The sequence below is a fragment of the Flavobacterium sp. P21 genome (assembly GCF_050632225.1).
GTDB lineage: Bacteria > Bacteroidota > Bacteroidia > Flavobacteriales > Flavobacteriaceae > Flavobacterium.
In genome coordinates this window covers 2,005,974-2,029,286 of sequence record NZ_CP192585.1, presented here as the reverse complement: position 1 = coordinate 2,029,286, position 23,313 = coordinate 2,005,974, and the positions used below count along the sequence as shown (strand labels likewise).

Sequence of the window (23,313 nt, the reverse complement as noted above, 5' to 3'; positions counted from 1 at the left end):
CATCTATTAACAGCCAATACATACTTAAAACTATTTCAATGAAAAATAAAACATTTTGGATTTTCGGAATATTGACAATTTCAATAATTTCACTTGCTTACGGTGTAACAAAATTTATCGAGCCGAAAGAAAAAGTGGTTGCAGAAGCAACAGAATGTCATGAAACTCCAAACACTTCAGAAGCATCTGCATTTAAACCCACAATTGAAAACAAAACAAAACCTGCTGGAAAAGCACCAAAAGGTATGGTTTGGATTCCGGGTGGTGAATTTTCGATGGGATCAAATGTTGAAGATGAAAGCTTATGTAGCATAAAAGGTGTCACAAAAGATGCCGCTCCTATTCATCGTGTATATGTTGATGGTTATTATATGGATCAAACCGAAGTAACCAACGAAGAATTTGAAAAATTTGTCAAAGCAACTGGTTATGTAACAGTTGCCGAACAAAAACCAACAAAAGAGGAATTCCCAACGGCAAATGAAGAAGATTTAGTTACAGGTTCTGTTGTCTTTACTCCTACACCTTCAGCAGTTAATTTAAATAATTTTCTGCAATGGTGGCGCTATGAGCCAGGCGCGGACTGGAGACATCCTGAAGGTCCGCAGAGCACTATTAAAGGAAAAGAAAAATATCCTGTGGTACATGTAGTATATGAAGATGCAGTTGCTTACGCAAAATGGGCAGGAAAAAGACTTCCAACTGAAGCAGAATGGGAATTTGCGGCTCGTGGAGGTAAAACCGGAAATCTTTACGCTTGGGGAAATTCTTTAAAACCTAATGGAAAATTTCAGGCTAACATTTATCAAGGCCACTTTCCTATAAAAGATGGCGATTCAGGCGAAGATGGCTTCAAAGGAATTGCACCAACAGCACAATTTGCTCCAAATGCCTACGGTTTGTATGATATGGCTGGAAATGTATGGGAATGGGTCAACGACTGGTATAGTGTGGATTATTACAAAACTTTGGCCGAAAGTGGCGAAGTAACAAAAAATCCGCAAGGACCAAGTGCGTATTATGATCCTAGCGATCCATCTGAAGTAAAACGAGTTCATCGAGGTGGCTCATTTTTATGTACAGATCAATACTGCACACGCTATATGGTGGGGACAAGAGGAAAAGGCGAAATCAGATCTGCTCGCAAACCACGTTGGTTTTAGATGCGTAAAAAGCAAATAATAAACTTAAAACATCAAAAAGGGATTCATTATCGAATCCCTTTTTTTATTAATTCAGATATTGAAAGCTAAATTTTCTTGGAGAAAAAATTTCTATATTTGCTAAAAAAACAAAAAAATGCAACATATCATAGATCGTTTTATCAGTTATGTAACAATTGATACTGAATCAGATCCGAATTCACAAACAACACCAAGTACAGAAAAACAGTGGAATCTTGCCAATAAATTAGTCGAAGAACTAAAAGCTATTGGAATGCAAGAGGTTACAATAGACGATAAAGCATACATTATGGCCACTTTGCCTAGCAATGTTGAGCATGAAGTTCCTACAATTGGTTTTGTTTCGCATTTTGACACTTCGCCGGACTTTAGCGGAGCAAATGTAAAACCTCAGATTGTTGAGAATTACGATGGAAAAGATATCATTTTGAACGCTGAGAAAAACATTGTTTTATCCCCAGATTACTTTAAAGATTTGCTTTTATATAAAGGCCAAACCATCATTACAACCGATGGAACGACTTTGTTAGGTGCCGATGATAAAGCTGGAATTACAGAAATCGTTTCGGCGATGGAATATTTAATTCAGCATCCTGAAATTAAACACGGAAAAATTAGAGTTGGTTTTACTCCAGATGAAGAAATTGGTCGAGGCGCACATCATTTTGATGTTGAGAAATTTGGAGCACAATGGGCTTACACAATGGATGGAAGCCAGATTGGCGAATTGGAATATGAAAATTTTAATGCGGCTGGAGCCAAAATCACTTTCAAAGGAAAAAGCGTTCATCCAGGTTATGCAAAAGGGAAAATGATCAATTCGATGCTCTTAGCAAATGAATTCATCAACGAACTTCCGAAAGGCGAAACACCTCAGGAAACAAAGGGTTATGAAGGATTTTTTCACGTTCATCATATTAAAGGAAATATCGAAGAAACCGTTCTAGAATTGATTATTCGTGATCACAACAAAAAGAGATTCGAAAAACGAAAAGAACTTATTTTCAAGATTGCGAAAAACTTCAATAAAAAATATGCCAAAAAATTCGGGGAAGATATTGTAATTCCAGTTGTAAAAGATCAATATTACAATATGAAAGAAAAGGTTTTACCTGTAAAATACATTGTCGATATTGCTGAAAAAGCAATGAGAGAATTAAACATAAAACCGATCATCAAACCAATTCGTGGCGGAACTGATGGTTCTCAATTATCATTTATGGGATTGCCTTGTCCGAATATTTTTGCCGGCGGACATAACTTCCATGGAAAATATGAATACGTTCCTGCAGAAAGCATCCAAAAAGCTACTGATGTAATTGTAAAAATTGCTGAGTTAACTGCAATTCCAGGGATTTTTGACGTAAACGAAAAACCTAAAAGAAAATAACTATTGGAACCAACAACTGAAAATAAAGGCATGTGGAAATATGGTGGTCAGTGGGAAGAAGAATTGATCCTGCTGAAAGCCATTATTGACAAAACAATTTTAACCGAAACCACAAAATGGGGAGGCTGTGTTTATGTTTTTGACAAAAAAAATGTTGTTGGAATTGGAGGATTTAAGGATTATTTTGCCTTGTGGTTTTTTAATGGCGTTTTTTTAAAAGATGAAAAAAGAAATTAATTAATGCTCAGGAAGAAGTAACAAAATCTTTGAGACAATGGCGATTTTCTTCAAAAGAAGAAATAGACGAAATAGTCATTTTGGAATACATAAAAGAAGCCATCGAAAATGAGAAACAAGGGAAAGTCATAAAACCTTCTAAAAAAGAAGCAATTGTATCTGAACTTTTGAATAAAGAAATGAATCAGAATCCTGCTTTAAAAGAAGCTTTTGAAAAGTTTTCTCCTTATAAACAATATGAGTTTTTAGAATATATTGAAACTGCAAAACAGGAAAAAACCAAAATTTCAAGAATCGAAAAAGTGATTCCGATGATATTAGAAAATATTGGATTGAATGATAAGTACAGGTAGATTAAAATCCAATATTTAAAATCCTAATTCCAAAACTATACGAGACTAAACCTTAGTCAAAGTTTAAAACTTTGACTAAGGTTTTTTAATTTTTCTATCTCTAACAAAATTTATCCGTAAAGTTTGTCATTCCGAGGTACGAGGAATCTTCGCAAGTAGCTCCGTAACGAAAATCGTCAATCTTTGTAGAGTTTCTTGTGGAGATTCCTCGTACCTCGGAATGACAAGATTGAGGCGAATTTCATCACAAAAAAAATCCCAAACTCCATTGGAATTTGGGATTTAATATTTTTTTGAAATTTAAAACCTTAAGCTTTTTTAGCATTCAAAGCGACCGTTTTTTCAATTGAAAGTGACGATCTATCTAATTTCAATTTTCCTGACATTGTTTCAATTACAATTGTCGTTTCGCCTAATTCAGTTAATTTTCCATGAATTCCTCCAATAGTAACAACTTTATCTCCAACTTTTAAAGCTTCTTTAAATTCTTTTTCCGCTTTTGCTTTTTTCTGAGCTGGTCTAAACATAAATAAGTAAATAATTACTCCCATTAGACCTAGCTGAAGATACAACATGTAATTTCCCATTTTTTATATTTTATAATTATTGATTATTAATTTATTTTTACATTAATCCTCGTCCTACTTTTACCATCTTTTTATTGGCAGTAAGTTCTTTTACCAGATTATCTAAAATTCCGTTGATAAAAATACTGCTTTTTGGTGTAGAATACTCTTTTGCAATTTCTAAATATTCGTTAAGAGTTACTTTTACAGGAATTGATGGGAATTTCAAAAATTCGCAAATTGCCATTTTCAAGATAATAGTATCAATTTCTGCAATACGCTCGCTGTCCCAATTTGGCGTTTTGTCATCGTATTCTTTTGCTAAAACTGCTTCGTTCAAAACAGTTCTTCTGAATAAATCTTTTGCAAAATCCTTATCCTCAACATCTTTATATAATTTCGGAACTCTAAAAGCATCTGGGTCTTCCGTTTTGATTGCTTTTAATTGTTTAACGATATGCGTGTTTACAACCGGAATATCATCAACCCAAGTTAATTTATCATCTTCCAGATATTCGTATAATTTTTCATTCGGAACAATAACATTTTCAAACAAATCAACTATAAATTGTCTGTCTTCTTCAAATGTATTGACATTGTTGCTCATGTATTTTTTGTAAATATCACTTGCTTTAATATCATTCAAAAGCAAAATGATATAATCATCATTTAATGACCAATTATTGATTTTACGAGTTTCTAAAGCGATGCTAAGAGAATTGCTTTCGGCAAGAAGTTGAAAAATTTTGTTTTTTACAAACTTTTCGTTAGGATTACGTTCTGCGGCAGTTGCAAGATGTTTTTTGCTTGAAAGATGTAAAAAAACTGACTCTTTTTTGCAAATTTCAATCAATGAAGAAAGCATTATAAGGTATAAGTCCTGAATATTGTCAATGCTGTAAAAAAGAAATTTCTCTTCTTTTTCCATATTGTCAGAACCGCTTTGATGCATTGCATAAATGGATTGCATTACTTTAACGCGTATGTGTCTTCTATTTACCACCTTGTAAGAACATTTAAAAATTAGTCTGCAAAAGTATAACTTTCGAAGCTTATTTTAAAATTATTTCGTAAAAAAGTGGTAGTTTTTAGTCACAGTTTGCAGTCGCAGTCACAATTTACTACAATATATTAAGAATCAAATAAAAAAGTCTCAGTTTCCAGATAAACTGAAAACTGAGACTGAGACTGTAAACTAAAAAAATTATTTCTTAGCGACGTTTTCTAATTTTCTTGCGTCAATACGATTTTGAGCAATTGTAAGTGCCGCCTTATGCGTTGTAATTCCGTTTTTCACAGCATAATCGATAATTTCTAAAGTAGTGTTATAGATATTTTCGGTTTTAGCCATAATTTCTGGTTTACCATAATGAGCTAATTCAGCGTAAACATTGATGATTCCACCTGCGTTAATCAAGAAATCAGGAGCGTATAAAATTCCTCTTTCTTGCAATCTTGCCCCGTGAACATTTTCATCTGCTAATTGATTATTTGCCGCACCAGCAATAACTTTAGCCTTAATTTTGTTTACTGTGTTATCGTTAATGATTGCTCCCATTGCACATGGCGCATAAATATCAACATCAGCAGTGTACAAATCTTCACCTGTATAAATTGTTGCGTTGTATTTTTGAGCTACCTCATATAATTTTTCTTCGTTGATATCAGAAATAGTAACCTGTGCTCCTTCTTTAGTCAAATATTCAACTAAAGCCTCACCTACGTGTCCAATTCCTTGAACCAAAACTTTTTTGCCATCTAAAACATCAGAGCCAAATTGGCTTTTTGCTGTCGCTTTCATTCCTAAATAAACTCCGTAAGCTGTAACAGGCGAAGGATTTCCAGATCCGCCTCTTTCTTCAGAAATTCCAGTTACATAAGGTGTAACATCTCTTACAGTGTCCATGTCTTTTGTTTCCATTCCAACATCTTCAGCTGTAATATATCTTCCGCTCAAAGAATGAACAAATTCTCCAAACTTGCGCATTAGCTCAGGCGTTTTTTGGGTTTTTGCATCACCAATAATAACCGCTTTTCCTCCACCAATATTAAGCCCAGTAATAGCAGATTTATAAGTCATTCCTCTTGAAAGACGCAAAACATCGTTTAATGCCTCCCACTCGGTGTTATAATTCCACATTCTAGTACCTCCTAAAGCTGGCCCCATAACCGAATTATGAATACCAATAATTGCTTTTAAACCTGTATCTTTGTCATTGCAAAATACAATTTGTTCGTGATCGTCAAAAGATAATTGACCAAAAACAGGATCCATTTTTTGAAGTTCCTTTCCAGTTGCGAAAGTTGCATCCATAGCGCTAGTATTAATTAGTTAAAATTATGAATTTGTCAAAAAGACTTCTCAAACATAATTAAAAAATACACATGTGCTAATTTTTTATCTTTAAAATAACAATTTTACAATATAATTGTTTTGATTAAATTGCATTTTATTATAATTTTAATTAATAATAATTCATAATTTTAAATCAATTCGATATCGCATTTCTTAAAAAAATGAAAGAATTAAGCTATTTAAACAAATATTTCATCAAATATAAATTCAGTTTTTCCTTTGGAATTTTAATCACAATAATCGCACAAATTTTCTTTTTGTTTACACCAAAATTGGTCAGCCATTCATTTGACGTTATTGAGCGATTTCTAAAACTTTCAGAAGCAGACCAAAATTCAGCCATTATTAGAGAATTTTACAAACAAGATTTGATTCATAATGTGCTGTTAATCATTGGAAGTGCCATTGTAGCAGGGTTCTTGACTTTTTTAATGCGTCAAACTTTAATTGTAATGTCGCGTCATATTGAGTTTGATTTAAAAAATGAAGTTTTCAAACAATACGAAATCCTTTCACAGAATTTCTACAAACAAAACCGAACCGGAGATTTAATGAACCGAATTTCTGAAGACGTTTCAAAAGTTCGTATGTATGTGGGGCCGGCCGTGATGTACACCATCAACACATTCATTCGTTTTGCGATCGTCATTATATATATGTATAATGTATCGCTGCTTTTGACTTTATATACAATTCTTCCGTTGCCAATTTTATCGTATTGCATTTTCAAATTAAGTTCTGAAATCAATAAACGAAGCACAACTTTCCAACAATATTTATCAAAAGTTTCGAGTTTTACGCAAGAAATTTTTCAGGAATTCGCGTAATAAAAGCCTATTCATTAGAAAATCAGCATCAAAACAATATGATTGATCTTGCTGATGAAAGCAAAAAGAAAAGCTTGGATTTAGCCAAAGTACAATCGCTTTTTGGACCGTTGATGATTGCCCTTATCGGAATCAGTAATTTGGTTGTGATCTATTTTGGAGGCATAATGTACATTAATGGAAGCATTCCAAATATTGGAACAATTGCCGAGTTCATATTATATGTAAACATGTTAACTTGGCCAGTAGCATCATTAGGCTGGGTTTCTTCAATGGTCCAAGAAGCCGAAGCGTCACAAAAACGTTTGAATGAATTTTTGAAACTGGAACCAGAAATTAAAAACAACAATCCAAATTCATCTGAAATTCACGGTTCAATTGCTTTTGAAAATGTGAGCTACACTTATGAAGACACCAATATCGAAGCGCTAAAAAACGTAACTTTTTCAGTGAAAAATGGAGAAACATTAGCCATTTTAGGAAAAACCGGCTCTGGAAAATCGACGATTTTATCGTTGATTTCGCGTTTATATGATGTCACAGAAGGAAGAATTACAATTGACCAAAATGAAATCAGCAGTTTGAACTTAAATGACCTAAGAAACAATATTGGTATCGTGCCTCAAGATGCTTTTTTATTCTCTGATACTATCAAAAACAATATCAAATTTGGCAATGAAAATGCTACTGATGAAGAAGTGATCGAAGCGACTAAAAATGCTGTCGTTCATGACAATATCGTAGCATTCAACAAACAATACGATACTATTTTGGGCGAACGAGGCATCACGCTTTCGGGCGGACAAAAGCAACGTGTCTCCATTGCACGCGCCATAATTAAAGATCCTGCAATTTTGCTTTTTGACGATTGTCTTTCTGCAGTTGATACTGAAACAGAAGAAACTATCTTAAGCAATTTATTTGAAATTTGTAAAAATAAAACTACAATAATTGTAAGCCACCGAGTATCGTCAGCCAAAAACGCTGACAAGATTATCATTTTAGAGGATGGCAAAATTATTCAACAAGGTTCTCATAATCAATTAATAAATCAAGACGGTTATTATTCGTCGTTATATTTAAAACAACTTTCGGAAAAAGAATTACTTTAATTGTTGTGTAATAGATAATTTTTTATGATTTTTGATTACTATTAATTCCAAAAAATGATAGAACGTATTATGAGAGAAAATGACATGTTAGAAAAAGAAGAGATTTTTTCTAAAGTATTACGCGCAGGAAGAAGAACTTATTTCTTTGATGTGAGAGCTACAAAAGCTGACGATTATTATATCACAATTACCGAAAGTAAAAAATTCACTGAAGAAGATGGTTCTTTTCATTTTAAAAAACACAAAATTTACTTATACAAAGAAGATTTTAGTGCTTTTGCTGAAATACTAGAAGAAATGACTTCATACGTCTTGAACCACAAAGGCGAAGAAGTAATCTCTGAAAGACACCAAAAAGATTTTAAGAAAGAATACAGTTCTGATAAAGCTGAAACACAAAGATCTAGCTTTACCGATATTGATTTTGACGATATTTAGTCTCCAGATAACTTTTCAAAAAGTACGAGTCCAATTTGTATAGCATTTTGGACTTTTTTTATATATTTATTTGTGAGATGTGAAATGCAAAATGTGAGATGCACGATTCACAAAACTTCATACATTACATTTTACTTCTAACATTTTACTTTTTAACCAAAAATGAAAAAATTACTTTCTCTACTCGCTTTTATTTTAATCAGTTTTTCAGCATTTGCGCAAAAACCTGAATATGAAACCAAATCAAATATTCAATACTACAACGCCGCAACAAATAAAGCAGACAGCTATATTAACGAAAGATGCGTTTTAGATATTTACTACCCAAAAAACACTAAAGGTTTTGCAACAATCGTGTGGTTTCACGGTGGAGGATTGACTGGCGGAAACAAAGAAATTCCGGAAGCATTAAAAAATAAAGGTTTTGCCATTATTGGAGTTAACTATAGGCTTTCGCCAAAGGTAAAAGCCGAAAAAGCAATTGAAGATCTGCATGTTGCAATAGCGTGGACTTTTAATAACATTGCCAGTTATGGAGGCGATGTTTCTCAGATTTTCGTTTCAGGACATTCGGCTGGCGGTTATTTGGCTTTAATGACAGGATTGGATAAAAAATGGCTTCAAAAAGAAGGAATTGATGCCAATAAAATTGCCGGACTTATTCCGTTTAGCGGACAATGTATTACACATTTTGAAATTAGAAGACAGAACGGAATCCCCGAAAAACAACCAACAATTGATGCTTTTGCTCCTTTATACCACGTTCGTGCCGATGCTCCGCCTCTTTTATTGATTACAGGAGATCGCGAACTGGAAATGTTAGGACGCTATGAAGAAAACGCTTATATGGCCCGAATGATGAAACTTGTTGGCCATACACAAACGAAACTTTATGAATTGGACGGTTACGGACACGGAATGACAGAACCTGGTTTTCCGTTGCTTGTCAATGAAGTAAACCGCATTTTAAAAGAAAAACAAACCAAAAAATAACACTATAAAATCCACGGCAATGGAGACACAACTTTTAATTTTACCTGGACTTGGAGATTCTGGAGAGAAACACTGGCAGACTTTTTGGCACAAAAAATTCGAAAATTCTATTCGAATTGTACAAGATAATTGGGACGAACCACTTCGTGAAGATTGGATTTCACGTCTGAACGAAGAAGTTTCAAAACTTGAAAATCCGACTATTTTAGTTGCGCATAGTCTAGCCGTTTCTTTGGTATTGCATTGGGCAGAAACTAATTTCAATAAAAATATAATTGGCGCTTTATTGGTCGCTCCTGCAGATGTCGATTCACCAGAACACACACCAGAAGAAGTTAGAAATTTTTCGCCAATGCCACTTTATAAATTGCCATTTCCATCTATTGTTGTTGCTAGTGAAAATGATCCTTATGCTTCTTTCGAAAGAAAAAAATATTTTGCTGAAAAATGGGGAAGCGATTTTGTAAACGTAGGCGAACAAGGCCACATCAACTCTGATTCGGATTTAAAATATTGGGAAGAAGGGCAGATTATTTTACAGAAGTTGATTGAAAAGGTTAAATAAGTTTTCAGTCGCAGTCTCAGTTTGCAGTCTCTGTTCAAAACTGAAAACTGAGACTGCGACTGAATACTAACCTATACGCAAACCATTCTCTATCTTAAAATCCGGAGCCAATAAAATAACATCTCCTTCCTCGCCTACTGCACCAAGTACCAAGCATTCGCTCATAAATTTCCCGATTTGTTTTTTAGGAAAATTGACAACCGCTACAATTTGGCGATTTACCAGATCCTCTTTTTTATATCGTTTTGTGATTTGTGCCGATGATTTTCGAATTCCTATTTCGGAACCAAAATCTATTGTTAATTGAAAAGCAGGCTTTCTTGCTTCGGGAAAATCATTCACTTCCATAATTGTCCCAACACGCATATCTGTTCTTTCAAATTCGTTCCAAGTCAAGTCCATTTTATATTCGATCTAGTTTATTTACAAACCTATAATTTTGTAATGAATTGCACTAATTCTATAATGAGTTTTTCTTCCATCCATTTAATTTTAACTATTCATTTTTTTACTAATATTTAAAATATGCAAAATGGAAAATAATATAATAACTCCAGGCATTTCCCTTAAAGATTTTGATTATGAGGTTAATAAATCAAATAGCGATAAATATATTGAAACTGCAAAAGATGTAAAACTTTATGTAAAAGATTATGGAAAGGGAAAACCAGTCATTCTAATTCACGGCTGGCCGCTTTCAAACGAAATGTGGGAATATCAAACAGAATTTCTGATCCAAAATAATTACAGAGTAATTGCTTATGATCGTCGTGGTTTTGGCAAATCTTCTCAGCCTTGGGACGGATATGACTATGATAGTTTGACGGATGATTTAAGCGAAATTATTGAACAGCCGCAATTAGAAGACATTACTTTAGTTGGTTTTTCAATGGGTGGTGGCGAAGTTGTTCGTTATTTTAGCAGACATCGGGGAAAAGGCGTTACTAAAGCAGTTTTAATTTCCTCTATTATTCCATTTTTAGCAAAAACGGAAGATAATCCTGAGGGGCGTCCGAAAGAAAAAGGCGAATCTACTGCCGCGGCAATTAGAGAAGATAGAATTGGTTTTTTGGATAATTTTATCAAAATCTTTTTTGGCGTAAACATCATCAACAAGCCATTAAGCACTTCTTTATTAGAATATTACAGGAACTTATGTACTGTAGCTTCTCCGAGAGCAACTTTGCAATGCGCCGAATCTTTAAATACAACCGATTTTAGAGATGAACTTCACACGATAAAAGTTCCAACTTTAATCATTCATGGAACCGATGATAAAAATGTTCCTATTGAAATCAGTTCAGAAAAAACAGCCAAAGCAATCGAAAACAATACTTTCATTACTTACGAAGGCGCACCACACGGTTTATTTTATACTGAAAAAGACAGATTAAACAAAGATTTACTTGAATTCTTGAATTCATAAAATTAAGTTTTGCCACTCTCGATGGTTTTCTAGAGTGGCAAAAAAATACAATTTGCCACAATATTAAATAGGAGTAAACTTTCAAAAAAGTTTACTATCTTTGCTAAACAAGCAAAATTACTCATTGTGAACACTCTAACAACATTTACAGTTTCTTCTTTGCCGTTTTCTTTTAGAAGAAGACCGCTTTCTGCTGTATTTATTTCACATAGTAAGGCCTTTATTAATTAGGCCTCCGTCTATTTCACTTTTCTTCTTTCAGGCGGAGGATTTACATTTTTTTTAAAACTTTATCTTATTTGACAAAATCAATTTTAGTCAGATATTTTTTTGTTTTTCCACATTTAAGCATTTCAAAAAATCTGCCTTTTTAAAGGTTCTGTAACGGACTGCTTTTACATTTTAAAAGAAGAAAATTCATTCAAAAAAATAATATAAAATTCAAACAGATATGAAACCAACACCCACTTTTAGCAAATCAGATTATCAATTTTTAAGAGAATTGATATTAAAGAGCAAGAATTCTACAAATACGAAAGAAGCGAATCAGCTTTCGCAGGAATTGGATCGCGCTGTAATTAGTAAAGAAAGCGAACTTGATCCTTCGGTAATCAGAATCAACTCTTTGGTAACTATTGAAGATGTAAAAGCTCAAAAGCAAATGAAAATACAGATTGTTTTGCCATCTTCTGCCGATTTAAAACAATCGAAAATTTCAATTCTTGCTCCTTTAAGTGTTGCCATTATTGGATTTAAGGAAAATGACCAAGTTGATTGGGAATTGCCTGCCGGAATCAAGACTTTAAAGGTAATTGCTGTTGATAACACAGAAGTATTCACTTCATAAATTTTTAAACACCTCCAATTGTGAAGGTGTTTTTTTATATCTGTTTGAAAACAAAAAAACTATTCAATAGTAATACTGAATAGTTTTTTTATGTTTTTCTCAATCGTAAACTACTACAATTGCGAATGAATATAGTTTGTTATTGAAGCCATGTTAGTATCATCTAACTTCGCTTTTTTCTGCATGCGAACCAAAATTGGTCGCCATTCTTCTTTCGTAAATTTCGTTGGTTCGAACAATTTATGACATTTTGCACAATTGTTTTCGTATAAACTCTTACCTGCGGCAAGTTCAGGAGTTAGTTCCTTTGCTTTTGCAGTCTCAGTAACTGCCGGAGCAGACTGGAGTAGCAGGTGCTTTTTTTGAACCGCAAGAAGTCGCAAATAATGCTATAGCGGCTAAAGTTAAAATTTTTGATTTCATCGCTTGGTTTCGTTTTTATTTTAAGTAAATATAAAAAAATCCCATACGCCGCGACATATGGGATTGCTATTTAAAACAATACTAAATTGCTTGTAAAATCTTATTTTACGTCCATTAATTCAACGTCAAAAATCAAAGTTGCGTGTGGTGGAATTACTCCTCCTGCTCCTGATGGTCCGTAAGCTAAATCAGATGGAATTACAAAACGAGCTTTGTCACCAACTTGCAATAAAGCAATACCTTCGTCCCATCCTTCGATAACTTGTCCAATTCCTAATTTGAATTCGATTGGTTTTTTCTTGGGTAAGAAGAATCAAAAACTTTTCCGTTTTCTAAAGATCCTTCGTAGTGAACAGAAACTGTTTTTCCAGCTTCAGCTTTTTTACCTTCACCTTTTTGGATCATTTTATAACGTAAACCGCTTTCAGTTTTATCAAAACCAGTCGCTAATTGTTCCATTTTTGCTTCAGATTCTGCTTTCAAAGTCGCTTCTCTTTTCATGCGAGCACCTTTTAAAGAAATGAAAGCTTCGATTGCATTCCATTTTTCAGCTTCTTCACCAACTCTAATGATTTCTACAGATTCTAAAGCATCACCTTGAGCAACCGCATCAACGATATCTTGTCCTTCAACAACATGTCCAAAAACTGTGTGTTTTCCATCTAACCAAGGAGTTGGAACGTGAGTGATGAAAAATTGAGAACCATTAGTTCCAGGCCCAGAGTTTGCCATAGACAAAACTCCTGGACGATCGTGTTTTAAACTTGAAACAAATTCGTCATCAAATTTATAACCTGGATCTCCAGTTCCAGTTCCTTTAGGGCATCCACCTTGAATCATAAAATCAGCGATTACTCTGTGAAAGTTCAATCCGTCATAGAATTTTTGTCCTTGAGGTTTTACTTTATTTTCCATATTTCCTTCTGCAAGAGCTACAAAGTTTCCTACAGTTCCTGGTGTCAAATCATGTGTCAATTTTACTAAAATCGAACCTTTGCTAGTATTGAATTTAGCGTATATTCCGTTTTCCATTGTTGTATTTTTTTATTTGAATGCAAATTTACAAATTAATTTTTTATCAATTTGTCTTTCTATTTTTTAGTCCCGATGTTTCGGGATTGATTTATAAGTAAGTCCGTAAACAGCCAATGACATTAGCGATAAAACCATACAACCTATTGCTACAGCATGCCATTCGCCAAGTTTCCAAAGCAATAATCCGTATGCTGATCCAGCGACAGTTCCTAAAAAGCTAAATGACATAAATACAGTATTTAATCGGTTTCTGGCTTCTGGCAATAACGAATAAACTCGGGTTTGATTTGAAATGTGAACACCTTGGATTCCGATATCAATAAACACAATTCCAATTGCAATTCCGATTACACTTTCGATCGAAAAGTAAAAGATCAAAAAGCTGATTAAAATCAACAAACATCCATAACCAACTGCAATTCTTGAATTTCCTTTATCTCCAATTTTTCCAACCAAAGGCGCGACCAAAGCTCCAGAAGCACCTACAATTCCGAATAAACCAATTGTAGCACTATTAAAACCAAACGGCTCGCCAGAAAGCAATAAAACCATTGTAGTCCAGAAAGCGCCAAACTGAGCAAAGCTGAAAACATTTATTGCCGTTGCTTCACGCAAAACAGGCTGTGTTTTTATAAGTGTAAACAGCGATTGGATTAGTTGCCCGTAAGTTCCTTGAAATTGTGGTTTATTAACGGGGAATTTACTTTGAATAACAAAAAAGATCAAAAGACAAATTCCGGCGACGATATAAAACATCGATCTCCAACCCAAAACCTGACCAATAAATCCGCTTAATGTTCGCGAAAGCAAAATGCCGACCAAAAGACCACTCATAATAGTTCCAATGACTTTTCCGCGCTGTTCATGTGTGCTTAATGACGCGACCAAAGGCAGAATAAGTTGCGGCACAATCGAAGTAATTCCGACTAACAAAGAAGCAATTTGCAAAATCAAAAAGCTTTTTGCCGTCGCCGCAATCAATAATGCAATTACAGAGGCAAAAGTGGTCATTAAAATTTGCTTTTTTCGCTCAATTTTATCTCCAAGTGGCACCATAAAAAACAACCCTACGGCGTAACCTGCCTGAGTTAAATAAGTTATCGTTCCGGCATCAGCTTCAGGAATTTTAAATTCGTTGGCAATTAATACGATCAAAGGTTGGCAGTAATAGAGATTTGCAACTATAAGACCAGTGCAAACTGCCATAAACAGTACGTTGGTTTTAGATAAATTCATGATGCAAAAATACCAATCTAATCTTTAGCAAAACTTTAAAAAAACTATAAATTTTCAAAGTTTAAGTGACTTACCAAACAGAACATAGTGATTTTTTAAACCATATAAGTAATATAAGCTCATTTAAATCTATGTCGGTCAAAACATATAAAAAAAGCTTTTTATTAAACCATATAAGTGATATAGGCTCATTTAAACTAAACGCTTAAATTTTCTTATATCACTTATATGGTTTATTTTTTTAACTTTTAATAGTTCAAAAAGTCTTCTCTTGCTGGACTAAAAACATCAGTAAGCATTCCCTCTTCCAGACAAACCACACCGTGAACAGCGTGAGGCGGAATGTAAAAACTGTCGCCTTCTTTTAACGTTTGTGTTACGCCGCTAATGGTTACATCAAATTTTCCGCTTGCGATATAGGTAACCTGAGAATGATAATGATCGTGCAAAACGCCAATTCCGCCTTTTTCAAAATGAACATTTACAAGCATAATTCGGTCATCAAAAGCAAGTATTTTTCTTTTTATTCCTTCACCAACTACTTCCCATTCTATTTCGTCTCCTTTTATAAATTCTTTGCTCGTTGCCATTTTTAATTATTTTTAATTTTATCAATATCTTTTTTCATTAACGCTAATCCTTCCGCCAAATTATTTTCTTTAAAATATTGCTCCAGCTCTTTCAGCCTTTTTACATTATCATATTTGAATCCGGAATTTAATTTTCTTTGGCAAACTGAACACAATCTAAGCGAATGCTCATCGGTTTCAGATAAACTATTTGTTCCATTCATGGCACAATCGGCTTCAATGCAATGATGCAAACCAAACATGTGCCCTATTTCATGAGAACAAATTTTTAATAATCGCTCTAAACACAAACTGAAATCTGCTCCTGCTAACGTTTTGTCATACAATCTGTGAATCGAACTTACAGCAATTTTATCCCTATAAGATGCAAGTCCAAAAACATAATTCCATTCTGGTTTTGGATACAAATCCATTTCAGTTATTGCCATCAAAGCAATGCCTTTTTCATGTTTCTCTTTCTTTAGAACACTATCTAAAATATAACCTGCCAAAAACTGTTCTTGACCTAGATCTCCTTTTTTCTAACATTTTTCGGAATTATATCATTTGAAACTTCTTTCAAAACTTTCGTCTTCAACTGAAAAAATATTTCCAAATATTGACGAACCAATTCAATTTGTTTGACTTGAAGTGAATCGAATTGACCTATAGGCTGTAAATAAATAATATCTTCCTCTTTTGTTGGCACGACGTGTTTTGTATTCATAAATTGCTCAAAACTCTGTCCTTTTTCCGGATGAGAATATAACCAATCCCCAAAAACAGGTTCACCAAGCTTTATGTCATTTACTTTGATTTTCGTAAAATATGGATCTTCGGGCAGATTTAATTCGGGATTTTCTTTTTTATTGGATTGGCATGAACAAAGAATAACAAAAGCTAGAAAAAGAAGTTTTTTCATAAAATCATCAACGAATTAAATTATATTTTTTGAAATAAAATCACAGCTTGTTTTTATAGATTCGAAAGAATTTGGCACATAATTATTTTCCTGCTCCACAAAAAAGTGAATCATTCCAGATTGTTTTGCTTCTTTGAATAAAAGTTTAAAATCAATTAATCCTGAACCAATTTCGGTATTCAGTGCCTGATTAACTTTATCCATATCTTTTACATGCCACATTTTAAAACGACCCGGATTTTCTTTAAACAATTTTAAAGAATCATTCCCTGATCGTGCGACCCAATATAAATCCAATTCAAAATAAACCAAATCTTTATCTGTTTCTTTCAACAGAATTTCATAGCCTGTTACGCCATCATGCTTTTGGAATTCAAAATCATGATTATGGTACGCCAATTTCAAACCTGCCTTTTTACACATTTTTGCGACTTCATTTAAACGTGCCGCTATTATTTTATAATTTTCAATATTTTTTCTAAAATGTTCCTCAACCCATGGAATAGTCAAAAATTCATTCTTCAAGATTTTAGTCACCTCAATAGCCGCAACAAGTTCAGCAGTATTTCCATCGTATAAAAAAGTTCCTAAATTATAATGTCCGCTCACCGCTTTTAGATTATTAGCATCTAGAATCTTTTTCAATTCTATTGGCGATAATCCCCAAAATTGATCTTTTATAGAAAAACCATAAGTTTCGACGGTTGTATAACCTGCTTTTGCGACTTTCTCTAAAGTTGATTTTACATCCTTTGGCAATTCATCACGCAAAGTGTATAACTGTAATCCAATTTCTTTTTTGTTCATAGTAAAAGCTAATGATGGAGGCGGCTAAAACTGCGTACTGCAGCCAAGCTTGTGTTTATAATAAAGTTTCTTCTTGTTACCATTTTAATTAATAAAATCTAAAAGTAAATCTACTCTTTTTATTGAAACGCGCTACAATTCGCTCAAAAATTGATTCTCAAAATTATGTATAAAAGATGCCAGAGTCGCTTCGGTAGATGTATTTACAATTTTTCCTTTATCATTAACTTTTCCGCGAATGCCTTGTATCAGGATTTGTTCCGAATTTTCAAATTTAGCTTCAACCGTTTTCATAATAAGCAAAAGTTGTTCGTGCGCCATTTCACCTGATGCCGAAGCCGTAATTAAACCAGTTCTTTTTCCAGAAAAAACAGTGGTTGAAACACACCATTCTAATGCATTTTTCAAAGTTCCAGGCAAACTGAAGACATATTCGGGTGTACAAATTAAAATGCCGTCAGCCTGAGCAATTTTATTTCTGAATTCAGTAACTTTCTTCGGAGGAGTTTCCTGATCTAAATCGGGATTAAAATGTGGTAATTGATCTATTTCTTCAAATATTTCAATTTCAAATTGTGAATTTATTTTTTCTGAAATGTATTTCAGGATTTTATAATTGCTTGAATTTTTTCTTGTACTGCCAATAATGGCAAAGATCTTTATTTTTTGAGAAGGCATTTTTCAGATAAAAAAATTAGATTAAGTCTTTAAAAATAAACTTTTCATCATAATCAATTTCAAATTTTTCGAGAAAGTTCAAGTACTCGTCCTTAAAAGTCTTCTTTTTATGATGCAATTCTTGATTCTCAATATAATTTACAACTGCTTTTATTTGCGATTTACTGTATGAAAAAGCGCCATATCCTTCCTGCCATTCAAAATGAGTTTTTGCGAATTTATTTTCGTTTATCCATTTTGACGAATTCTGCTTTACAATTTTCATTAATTCAGAAATCGATTGTGCAGGTCGTATCCCAATTAAAACATGAATATGATCTTCGACTCCGTTTATAGCCAGAAGCTTATAATTATTATTTTTAATAATTCCTGAAATATACTTATACAATTCCTCTTTCCAGTTCTTGTGTATGGTTGCATTTCTATACTTGACCGCGAAAACAAAATGAATATGTATTTGTGTATATGTATTTGCCATATATATAGTCCCTACGGGACATTATTGTAAATCGTTATTTTTTTCTACCAACATTTTATTCCTAGCGGAATAATCATATCGTTGTAAATATAAAAAAGAAAGAATTATCTTTCAATAAATTTATTTGATTTCTAACAGATCAATCAAAAAACTTAAAAGAAAACTTCATATTTAGCAAAAAAGGCGACAACAAAGATGTTCCATTAGGAACAAAATATGGGTAGAAAAAATAGTACCACAAAGCAATTTTGTCCCGCAGGGACTAAACTATAATCTATTTTAAATAGAAATAATTACAAAATAAAATCTATAAGTTGCGCTAGGAACAAAATATCGGTAGCTAAAAAATTATTGTGATAAAGGAATTTTGTCCCGTAGGGACTATATTTATTTCACCGTTAGCAAATTCATTCCCGCTAATTTATTGGAATCTATAGATTGCGGAGAATAATTTTGTTTCTCATTTCTAAAAGAAGATATTTTTCCTGTTTTGTCGACATACATATAAATATAGTTCCAATACATTGGGCCGGCCATTCTCGAATCATGATCATTATCTTTTTCAAAAACCTGATCTGCATAAACTAGAATTTCGCCATTGGCGGCTGTTATCAAATGTTCGGACTGGAGTTCCCCAACTTTTTATCAAATTTTGTTTGGTTTTCCCAATCCATTTATCTCCAGTATTTTTCGAACTTGAGCATGCATATAACATCATTACAGCAAACCATAAAAATATATTTTTCATTAGATCATCGATTTAGATTTAAGGCAATACTTTCATAAGTAAAAACTATGTAATACTAATTAAAATTAAACATTAATTCTTACATAAAAGCTTTTAAATGTTATATAATTATTATTTATTCATTTGACAAACAGACAATTGAAATAAATCCAAAAATTCATCTGTAAGAATCCCAAAACAATGCTTTTGAATATCCTTTTTTCAAAATTTCTCCACATTTACTTTGTATCTTTGCAACCAAACTTTTGAAAAAGAGAAATGCGAATTGATATTATTACACTTTTACCTGAATTATTAAGAAGTCCGTTTGAGGCTTCGATTATGAAACGTGCCATTGATAAAGGTTTGGTCGAAGTACATTTTCACAACCTTCGTGATTATAGCACCAACAGACAAAAAAGTGTTGATGATTATCCATTTGGCGGAGGCGCCGGAATGGTAATGACAATTCAGCCAATTGATGACTGCATTACGCATTTAAAAAGTCAGCGTGAATATGACGAAATCATATATATGTCTCCCGACGGTGAAACCTTGAATCAAAAAATGGCCAATAAAATGTCGATGTACAAAAACATTATCATTTTATGCGGACATTATAAAGGTGTGGACCAAAGAGTTCGAGATCATTTTATTACAAAGGAAATTTCGATTGGCGATTATGTTTTATCTGGCGGAGAATTGGGCGCTATTGTTTTATCTGATGCATTAATTCGATTAATTCCAGGAGTTTTGAGTGATGAAACCTCAGCCTTGACAGACAGTTTTCAAGACAATTTGTTATCTGGACCAATATACACAAGACCCGCTGATTATAAAGGATGGAAAGTTCCTGAAGTTTTAACCAGCGGTCATGCTCGCCAAAATTGACAAATGGCGTGAAGACATGGCTTTTGAACATACTAAAAATAGACGTCCGGATTTGCTGGAAGGGCATTAAAATTTAGTTTCAAGTTTAAGGTTATTTTTGTTTCAAGTTAAAACTCTCGATAGCAACAACTTGAAACCTGAAACCTGAAACAAAACAAACTAAAAATAATTCACAATTTATAATTCATAATTTATAATTATTTTTTACATTTGCACCCGAATTTGACCAACCTCTGGCGAGATCCGTGAATGTTGTTCGAAATAAAACTATAATTTACATTATCATGGCAGATTTATTAAAATTCGTTCAAGACGAATTCGTTGCTAAAAAAGATTTCCCAGATTTCGGAGCTGGAGACACAATCACTGTTTTCTACGAAATTAAAGAGGGTGAAAAAACAAGAACTCAGTTTTTCAAAGGAGTTGTTATTCAAAGAAGAGGTTCTGGAAACACAGAAACTTTCACAATTCGTAAAATGTCTGGAGCTGTTGGTGTTGAGCGTATCTTCCCAGTAAACTTACCAGCTTTACAAAAAATTGAAATCAACAAGAAAGGTCACGTACGTAGAGCTAGAATTTTCTACTTCAGAGAACTTACTGGTAAAAAAGCTAAGATTAAAGATAAAAGAAGATAATCATTTATCAATCTGTTATAAAAAAACTCGTTTCATATTATTTGAAACGAGTTTTTTTATGTCTTCATTTGAACCAATATCAAAACCGTAATTTTTTAATATCAAAATCATCGATTTGACAATTTAAGAAGCACGAAATAACAATCTGATAATTCATCCATTTATAAACAAAACTACACCGTTTTCGGACTGTTTTTATTATATTTGCTCCGCTCGTTTTGAGCCGACTATACTTTTCATATCGTCACCCTTTGACGACACGATTATAAAAAAAAAAATGACACAGAATTCAAAAATTTTTTACACCTTAACTGATGAGGCGCCATTATTAGCGACTTATTCTTTGTTACCAATTGTGCAGGCGTTTACTTCTACAGCAGGTATCGCTATTGAAACAAGAGACATCTCTTTAGCAGGAAGAATTTTATCAAACTTTCCTGAATCATTGACAGATGCTCAAAAAACTGGTGATGCTCTTGCTGAACTTGGTCAATTAGCTACTCAACCAGAAGCTAACATCATCAAATTACCAAACATTTCAGCATCTGTACCACAATTAAAAGCGGCTATTGCTGAATTACAATCTCACGGATACAACGTTCCAAATTATCCAGAAGATCCTAAAAATGATACTGAAAAAGAAATTAAAGCAAAATATGCAAAAGTATTAGGTTCTGCTGTAAACCCAGTTTTACGTGAAGGAAACTCTGATCGTAGAGCTCCAAGAGCAGTTAAAAACTTTGCAAAAGCAAATCCACACTCAATGGGTGCTTGGTCTGCTGACTCAAAAACTAAAGTGGCTTCTATGTCAGGTGGTGATTTTTACGGAAGTGAAAAATCGTTAACTGTTGCTGAAGCAAATGATGTAAAAATCGAATTTGTTGCTAAAGATGGTTCAACAACTGTTCTTAAAGCAAGTACTCCATTAAAAGCTGGAGAAATCATTGACAGCTCTGTTTTAAGCGTAAGCAAATTAAAAGCTTTTGTCGCTGATGTTATTGCTGAAGCTAAAGCCGCAGGAGTTTTACTTTCTGTGCACTTAAAAGCTACAATGATGAAAGTTTCTGATCCAATTATCTTTGGCGCTATCGTTGAAGTATATTTTGCAGATGTTTTCAAAAAATACGCTTCTTTATTCGCTGAATTAAATGTTGATACAAGAAACGGTTTAGGTGATATCTATGCTAAAATTGCTGGAAGACCTGAGCAGGCAGAAGTTGAAGTCGCTATCGATCAAGCTATCGCTAACGGGCCAGCTTTGGCAATGGTGAATTCTGATAAAGGAATTACAAACTTACACGTTCCTTCTGATGTTATTGTTGATGCTTCTATGCCAGCAATGATCCGTACTTCTGGACAAATGTGGAACAAAGAAGGAAAAGCACAAGATACATTTGCTGTTATTCCAGACCGTTCTTATGCTGGAGTTTATACTGCAACTATTGATTTCTGTAAAAAACATGGTGCTTTTGATCCAAAAACAATGGGAAGTGTTCCTAACGTTGGATTAATGGCTCAAAAAGCTGAAGAATACGGATCTCACGACAAAACTTTCCAAATGAAAGCTGACGGTGTTGTTCGTGTGGTTGATGCAAACGGAAATGTTTTAATGGAACAAAACGTTGAAGCAAACGACATTTTCAGAATGTGTCAAGCAAAAGACGCTCCAATTCAGGACTGGGTTAAATTGGCTGTAAACAGAGCTCGTTTATCTGATACTCCTGCTGTTTTCTGGTTAGACGAAAATAGAGCACACGACAGAGAATTGATCGTAAAAGTTCAAAAATACCTTAAAGATTACGATACGACAAACTTAGATATCCGTATTTTAAATCCAATAGTCGCTACTGAATTTACTTTAGACAGAATCATCAAAGGCTTAGATACAATCTCTGTAACAGGAAACGTTTTACGTGACTACTTAACAGATTTATTCCCAATCTTAGAATTAGGAACTTCTGCAAAAATGCTTTCTATCGTTCCATTAATGAACGGTGGTGGATTGTTCGAAACTGGTGCTGGAGGTTCTGCTCCTAAACACGTTGAGCAATTTACAGAAGAAGGATACCTACGTTGGGATTCATTAGGAGAATTTTTAGCTCTTGGTGCTTCTTTAGAGCATTTAGGACAAACTTTAGACAATTCTAAAGCAATTGTTTTATCTGAGACTTTAGATCAGGCAAACGATAAATTCTTAGCAAACGATAAATCTCCAGCTCGTAAAGTGGGACAGATTGACAACCGTGGTTCTCACTTCTATTTAGCATTCTACTGGGCTCAAGCTTTGGTCGCTCAAACTAAAGATGCTGAATTGAAAGCAATCTTTACTCCAATTGTCGCTGAATTTGAAGCTAACGAAGCTAAAATCGATGCTGAATTAATTGGTGCTCAAGGAAAAGCGCAAAATATTGGTGGTTACTATCAGCCAACTCCAGAATTAGTTAGCAAAGCAATGCGTCCTAGCGAAACTTTCAACGCTATTATTGCTAAAATCAAATAATTTCAAGGCATTACAAATGCAATACTGTAAATAAATAAAAAAAGACAACCTTATACGGTTGTCTTTTTTGTTTATCTTAACTAACATTTAACAACCAATTCTTTTTAATATATTAGTA

Annotated in this window: 22 protein-coding genes and 4 pseudogenes; 12 read left to right on the top strand and 14 right to left on the bottom strand. The window is 33.5% G+C overall.

What is annotated here, in order from left to right; all coding sequences use genetic code 11:
• Positions 1-38: 38 nt before the first annotated feature.
• The 3 genes and pseudogenes from ACQ9BO_RS10050 (at position 39) to ACQ9BO_RS10040 (ending at position 3,164) form a co-directional block, all read left to right on the top strand.
• Complete coding sequence (locus ACQ9BO_RS10050) at positions 39-1,163, top strand: formylglycine-generating enzyme family protein (protein ID WP_431244587.1); 1,125 nt, start codon at positions 39-41, stop codon at positions 1,161-1,163.
• A gap of 136 nt (positions 1,164-1,299) precedes the next feature.
• On the top strand, positions 1,300-2,574 hold the full coding sequence (gene pepT / locus ACQ9BO_RS10045) for a peptidase T (protein ID WP_431244586.1): 1,275 nt from the start codon (positions 1,300-1,302) through the stop codon (positions 2,572-2,574).
• Positions 2,575-2,604: 30 nt separating this feature from the next.
• Positions 2,605-3,164, top strand: a pseudogene (locus ACQ9BO_RS10040) (YdeI/OmpD-associated family protein).
• Between the two features lie 308 nt (positions 3,165-3,472).
• On the opposite strand, the gene yajC reads toward ACQ9BO_RS10040, so the two are convergent.
• From yajC to ACQ9BO_RS10025, 3 genes are all read right to left on the bottom strand, one after another.
• Positions 3,473-3,751: a preprotein translocase subunit YajC gene (yajC, locus tag ACQ9BO_RS10035; protein WP_431244585.1), complete on the bottom strand. Its 279-nt coding sequence runs from the start codon at positions 3,749-3,751 to the stop codon at positions 3,473-3,475.
• Positions 3,752-3,788: 37 nt separating this feature from the next.
• Entirely contained in the window at positions 3,789-4,700 is a 912-nt protein-coding gene (gene nusB, locus ACQ9BO_RS10030; RefSeq protein ID WP_431245097.1) for a transcription antitermination factor NusB, read from the bottom strand.
• A gap of 234 nt (positions 4,701-4,934) precedes the next feature.
• A complete protein-coding gene (locus tag ACQ9BO_RS10025) occupies positions 4,935-6,044 on the bottom strand; it encodes a Glu/Leu/Phe/Val family dehydrogenase (protein ID WP_431244584.1) in 1,110 nt (369 codons plus the stop codon).
• Positions 6,045-6,247: 203 nt separating this feature from the next.
• Between ACQ9BO_RS10025 and ACQ9BO_RS10020 the strand changes: the two are divergent.
• The 4 genes and pseudogenes from ACQ9BO_RS10020 (at position 6,248) to ACQ9BO_RS10005 (ending at position 10,021) form a co-directional block, all read left to right on the top strand.
• A pseudogene (locus ACQ9BO_RS10020) lies at positions 6,248-8,025 on the top strand (ABC transporter ATP-binding protein).
• A gap of 69 nt (positions 8,026-8,094) precedes the next feature.
• Entirely contained in the window at positions 8,095-8,463 is a 369-nt protein-coding gene (locus ACQ9BO_RS10015; protein ID WP_026728980.1) for a PUR family DNA/RNA-binding protein, read from the top strand.
• A 162-nt stretch (positions 8,464-8,625) separates the two neighbouring features.
• Positions 8,626-9,456, top strand: a complete 831-nt coding sequence (locus ACQ9BO_RS10010) for an alpha/beta hydrolase (RefSeq protein ID WP_431244583.1) — start codon at positions 8,626-8,628, stop codon at positions 9,454-9,456.
• A 19-nt stretch (positions 9,457-9,475) separates the two neighbouring features.
• Positions 9,476-10,021: an RBBP9/YdeN family alpha/beta hydrolase gene (locus ACQ9BO_RS10005; RefSeq protein WP_431244582.1), complete on the top strand. Its 546-nt coding sequence runs from the start codon at positions 9,476-9,478 to the stop codon at positions 10,019-10,021.
• Between the two features lie 66 nt (positions 10,022-10,087).
• On the opposite strand, the gene ACQ9BO_RS10000 is transcribed toward ACQ9BO_RS10005, so the two are convergent.
• Positions 10,088-10,423 (bottom strand): tRNA-binding protein, encoded by a 336-nt coding sequence (locus ACQ9BO_RS10000; protein WP_431244581.1) that lies wholly within the window; start codon positions 10,421-10,423, stop codon positions 10,088-10,090.
• 130 nt (positions 10,424-10,553) lie between these two features.
• Here ACQ9BO_RS10000 and ACQ9BO_RS09995 point away from each other — a divergent pair, with 130 nt between their 5' ends.
• Both ACQ9BO_RS09995 and ACQ9BO_RS09990 read left to right on the top strand, forming a co-directional pair.
• Positions 10,554-11,447, top strand: a complete 894-nt coding sequence (locus ACQ9BO_RS09995) for an alpha/beta fold hydrolase (RefSeq protein ID WP_431244580.1) — start codon at positions 10,554-10,556, stop codon at positions 11,445-11,447.
• Positions 11,448-11,898: 451 nt separating this feature from the next.
• Positions 11,899-12,294, top strand: coding sequence for a GreA/GreB family elongation factor (locus ACQ9BO_RS09990; protein WP_431244579.1), 396 nt, complete (start codon positions 11,899-11,901; stop codon positions 12,292-12,294).
• Between the two features lie 113 nt (positions 12,295-12,407).
• On the opposite strand, the gene ACQ9BO_RS09985 is transcribed toward ACQ9BO_RS09990, so the two are convergent.
• The 10 genes and pseudogenes from ACQ9BO_RS09985 to ACQ9BO_RS09940 all read right to left on the bottom strand — a co-directional run bounded on the left by ACQ9BO_RS09985 (position 12,408) and on the right by ACQ9BO_RS09940 (position 19,057).
• Positions 12,408-12,533 (bottom strand): hypothetical protein, encoded by a 126-nt coding sequence (locus tag ACQ9BO_RS09985; RefSeq protein WP_431244578.1) that lies wholly within the window; start codon positions 12,531-12,533, stop codon positions 12,408-12,410.
• Positions 12,534-12,817: 284 nt separating this feature from the next.
• Positions 12,818-13,749 (bottom strand): annotated as a pseudogene (locus ACQ9BO_RS09980) (peptidylprolyl isomerase).
• A 66-nt stretch (positions 13,750-13,815) separates the two neighbouring features.
• Complete coding sequence (locus ACQ9BO_RS09975) at positions 13,816-14,958, bottom strand: MFS transporter (protein ID WP_431244577.1); 1,143 nt, start codon at positions 14,956-14,958, stop codon at positions 13,816-13,818.
• A 278-nt stretch (positions 14,959-15,236) separates the two neighbouring features.
• The gene (locus ACQ9BO_RS09970; protein WP_343534266.1) at positions 15,237-15,578 is read right to left on the bottom strand and encodes a cupin domain-containing protein; all 342 of its coding nucleotides are present in this window, start codon (positions 15,576-15,578) and stop codon (positions 15,237-15,239) included.
• A 2-nt stretch (positions 15,579-15,580) separates the two neighbouring features.
• The gene (locus ACQ9BO_RS09965; protein WP_431244576.1) at positions 15,581-16,069 is read right to left on the bottom strand and encodes a reprolysin-like metallopeptidase; all 489 of its coding nucleotides are present in this window, start codon (positions 16,067-16,069) and stop codon (positions 15,581-15,583) included.
• 14 nt (positions 16,070-16,083) lie between these two features.
• Positions 16,084-16,479, bottom strand: coding sequence for a hypothetical protein (locus tag ACQ9BO_RS09960; protein WP_431244575.1), 396 nt, complete (start codon positions 16,477-16,479; stop codon positions 16,084-16,086).
• A gap of 15 nt (positions 16,480-16,494) precedes the next feature.
• Positions 16,495-17,286 carry a sugar phosphate isomerase/epimerase family protein gene (locus tag ACQ9BO_RS09955; protein ID WP_431244574.1) on the bottom strand — a complete coding sequence of 264 codons (792 nt, stop codon included), beginning with the start codon at positions 17,284-17,286 and terminating at the stop codon, positions 16,495-16,497.
• A 132-nt stretch (positions 17,287-17,418) separates the two neighbouring features.
• On the bottom strand, positions 17,419-17,964 hold the full coding sequence (locus tag ACQ9BO_RS09950; protein WP_431244573.1) for an NADPH-dependent FMN reductase: 546 nt from the start codon (positions 17,962-17,964) through the stop codon (positions 17,419-17,421).
• A gap of 16 nt (positions 17,965-17,980) precedes the next feature.
• Positions 17,981-18,442, bottom strand: coding sequence for an IS200/IS605 family transposase (gene tnpA / locus ACQ9BO_RS09945; protein ID WP_431244572.1), 462 nt, complete (start codon positions 18,440-18,442; stop codon positions 17,981-17,983).
• 387 nt (positions 18,443-18,829) lie between these two features.
• The gene (locus ACQ9BO_RS09940) at positions 18,830-19,057 is read right to left on the bottom strand and encodes a hypothetical protein (protein ID WP_431244571.1); all 228 of its coding nucleotides are present in this window, start codon (positions 19,055-19,057) and stop codon (positions 18,830-18,832) included.
• A gap of 391 nt (positions 19,058-19,448) precedes the next feature.
• Here ACQ9BO_RS09940 and trmD point away from each other — a divergent pair.
• The 3 genes and pseudogenes from trmD (at position 19,449) to ACQ9BO_RS09925 (ending at position 23,195) form a co-directional block, all read left to right on the top strand.
• Positions 19,449-20,130: pseudogene (gene trmD, locus ACQ9BO_RS09935) on the top strand (tRNA (guanosine(37)-N1)-methyltransferase TrmD).
• A 214-nt stretch (positions 20,131-20,344) separates the two neighbouring features.
• Entirely contained in the window at positions 20,345-20,695 is a 351-nt protein-coding gene (gene rplS, locus ACQ9BO_RS09930; RefSeq protein WP_132988512.1) for a 50S ribosomal protein L19, read from the top strand.
• A 277-nt stretch (positions 20,696-20,972) separates the two neighbouring features.
• Positions 20,973-23,195 carry an NADP-dependent isocitrate dehydrogenase gene (locus ACQ9BO_RS09925; RefSeq protein WP_431244570.1) on the top strand — a complete coding sequence of 741 codons (2,223 nt, stop codon included), beginning with the start codon at positions 20,973-20,975 and terminating at the stop codon, positions 23,193-23,195.
• Positions 23,196-23,313: the final 118 nt, after the last annotated feature.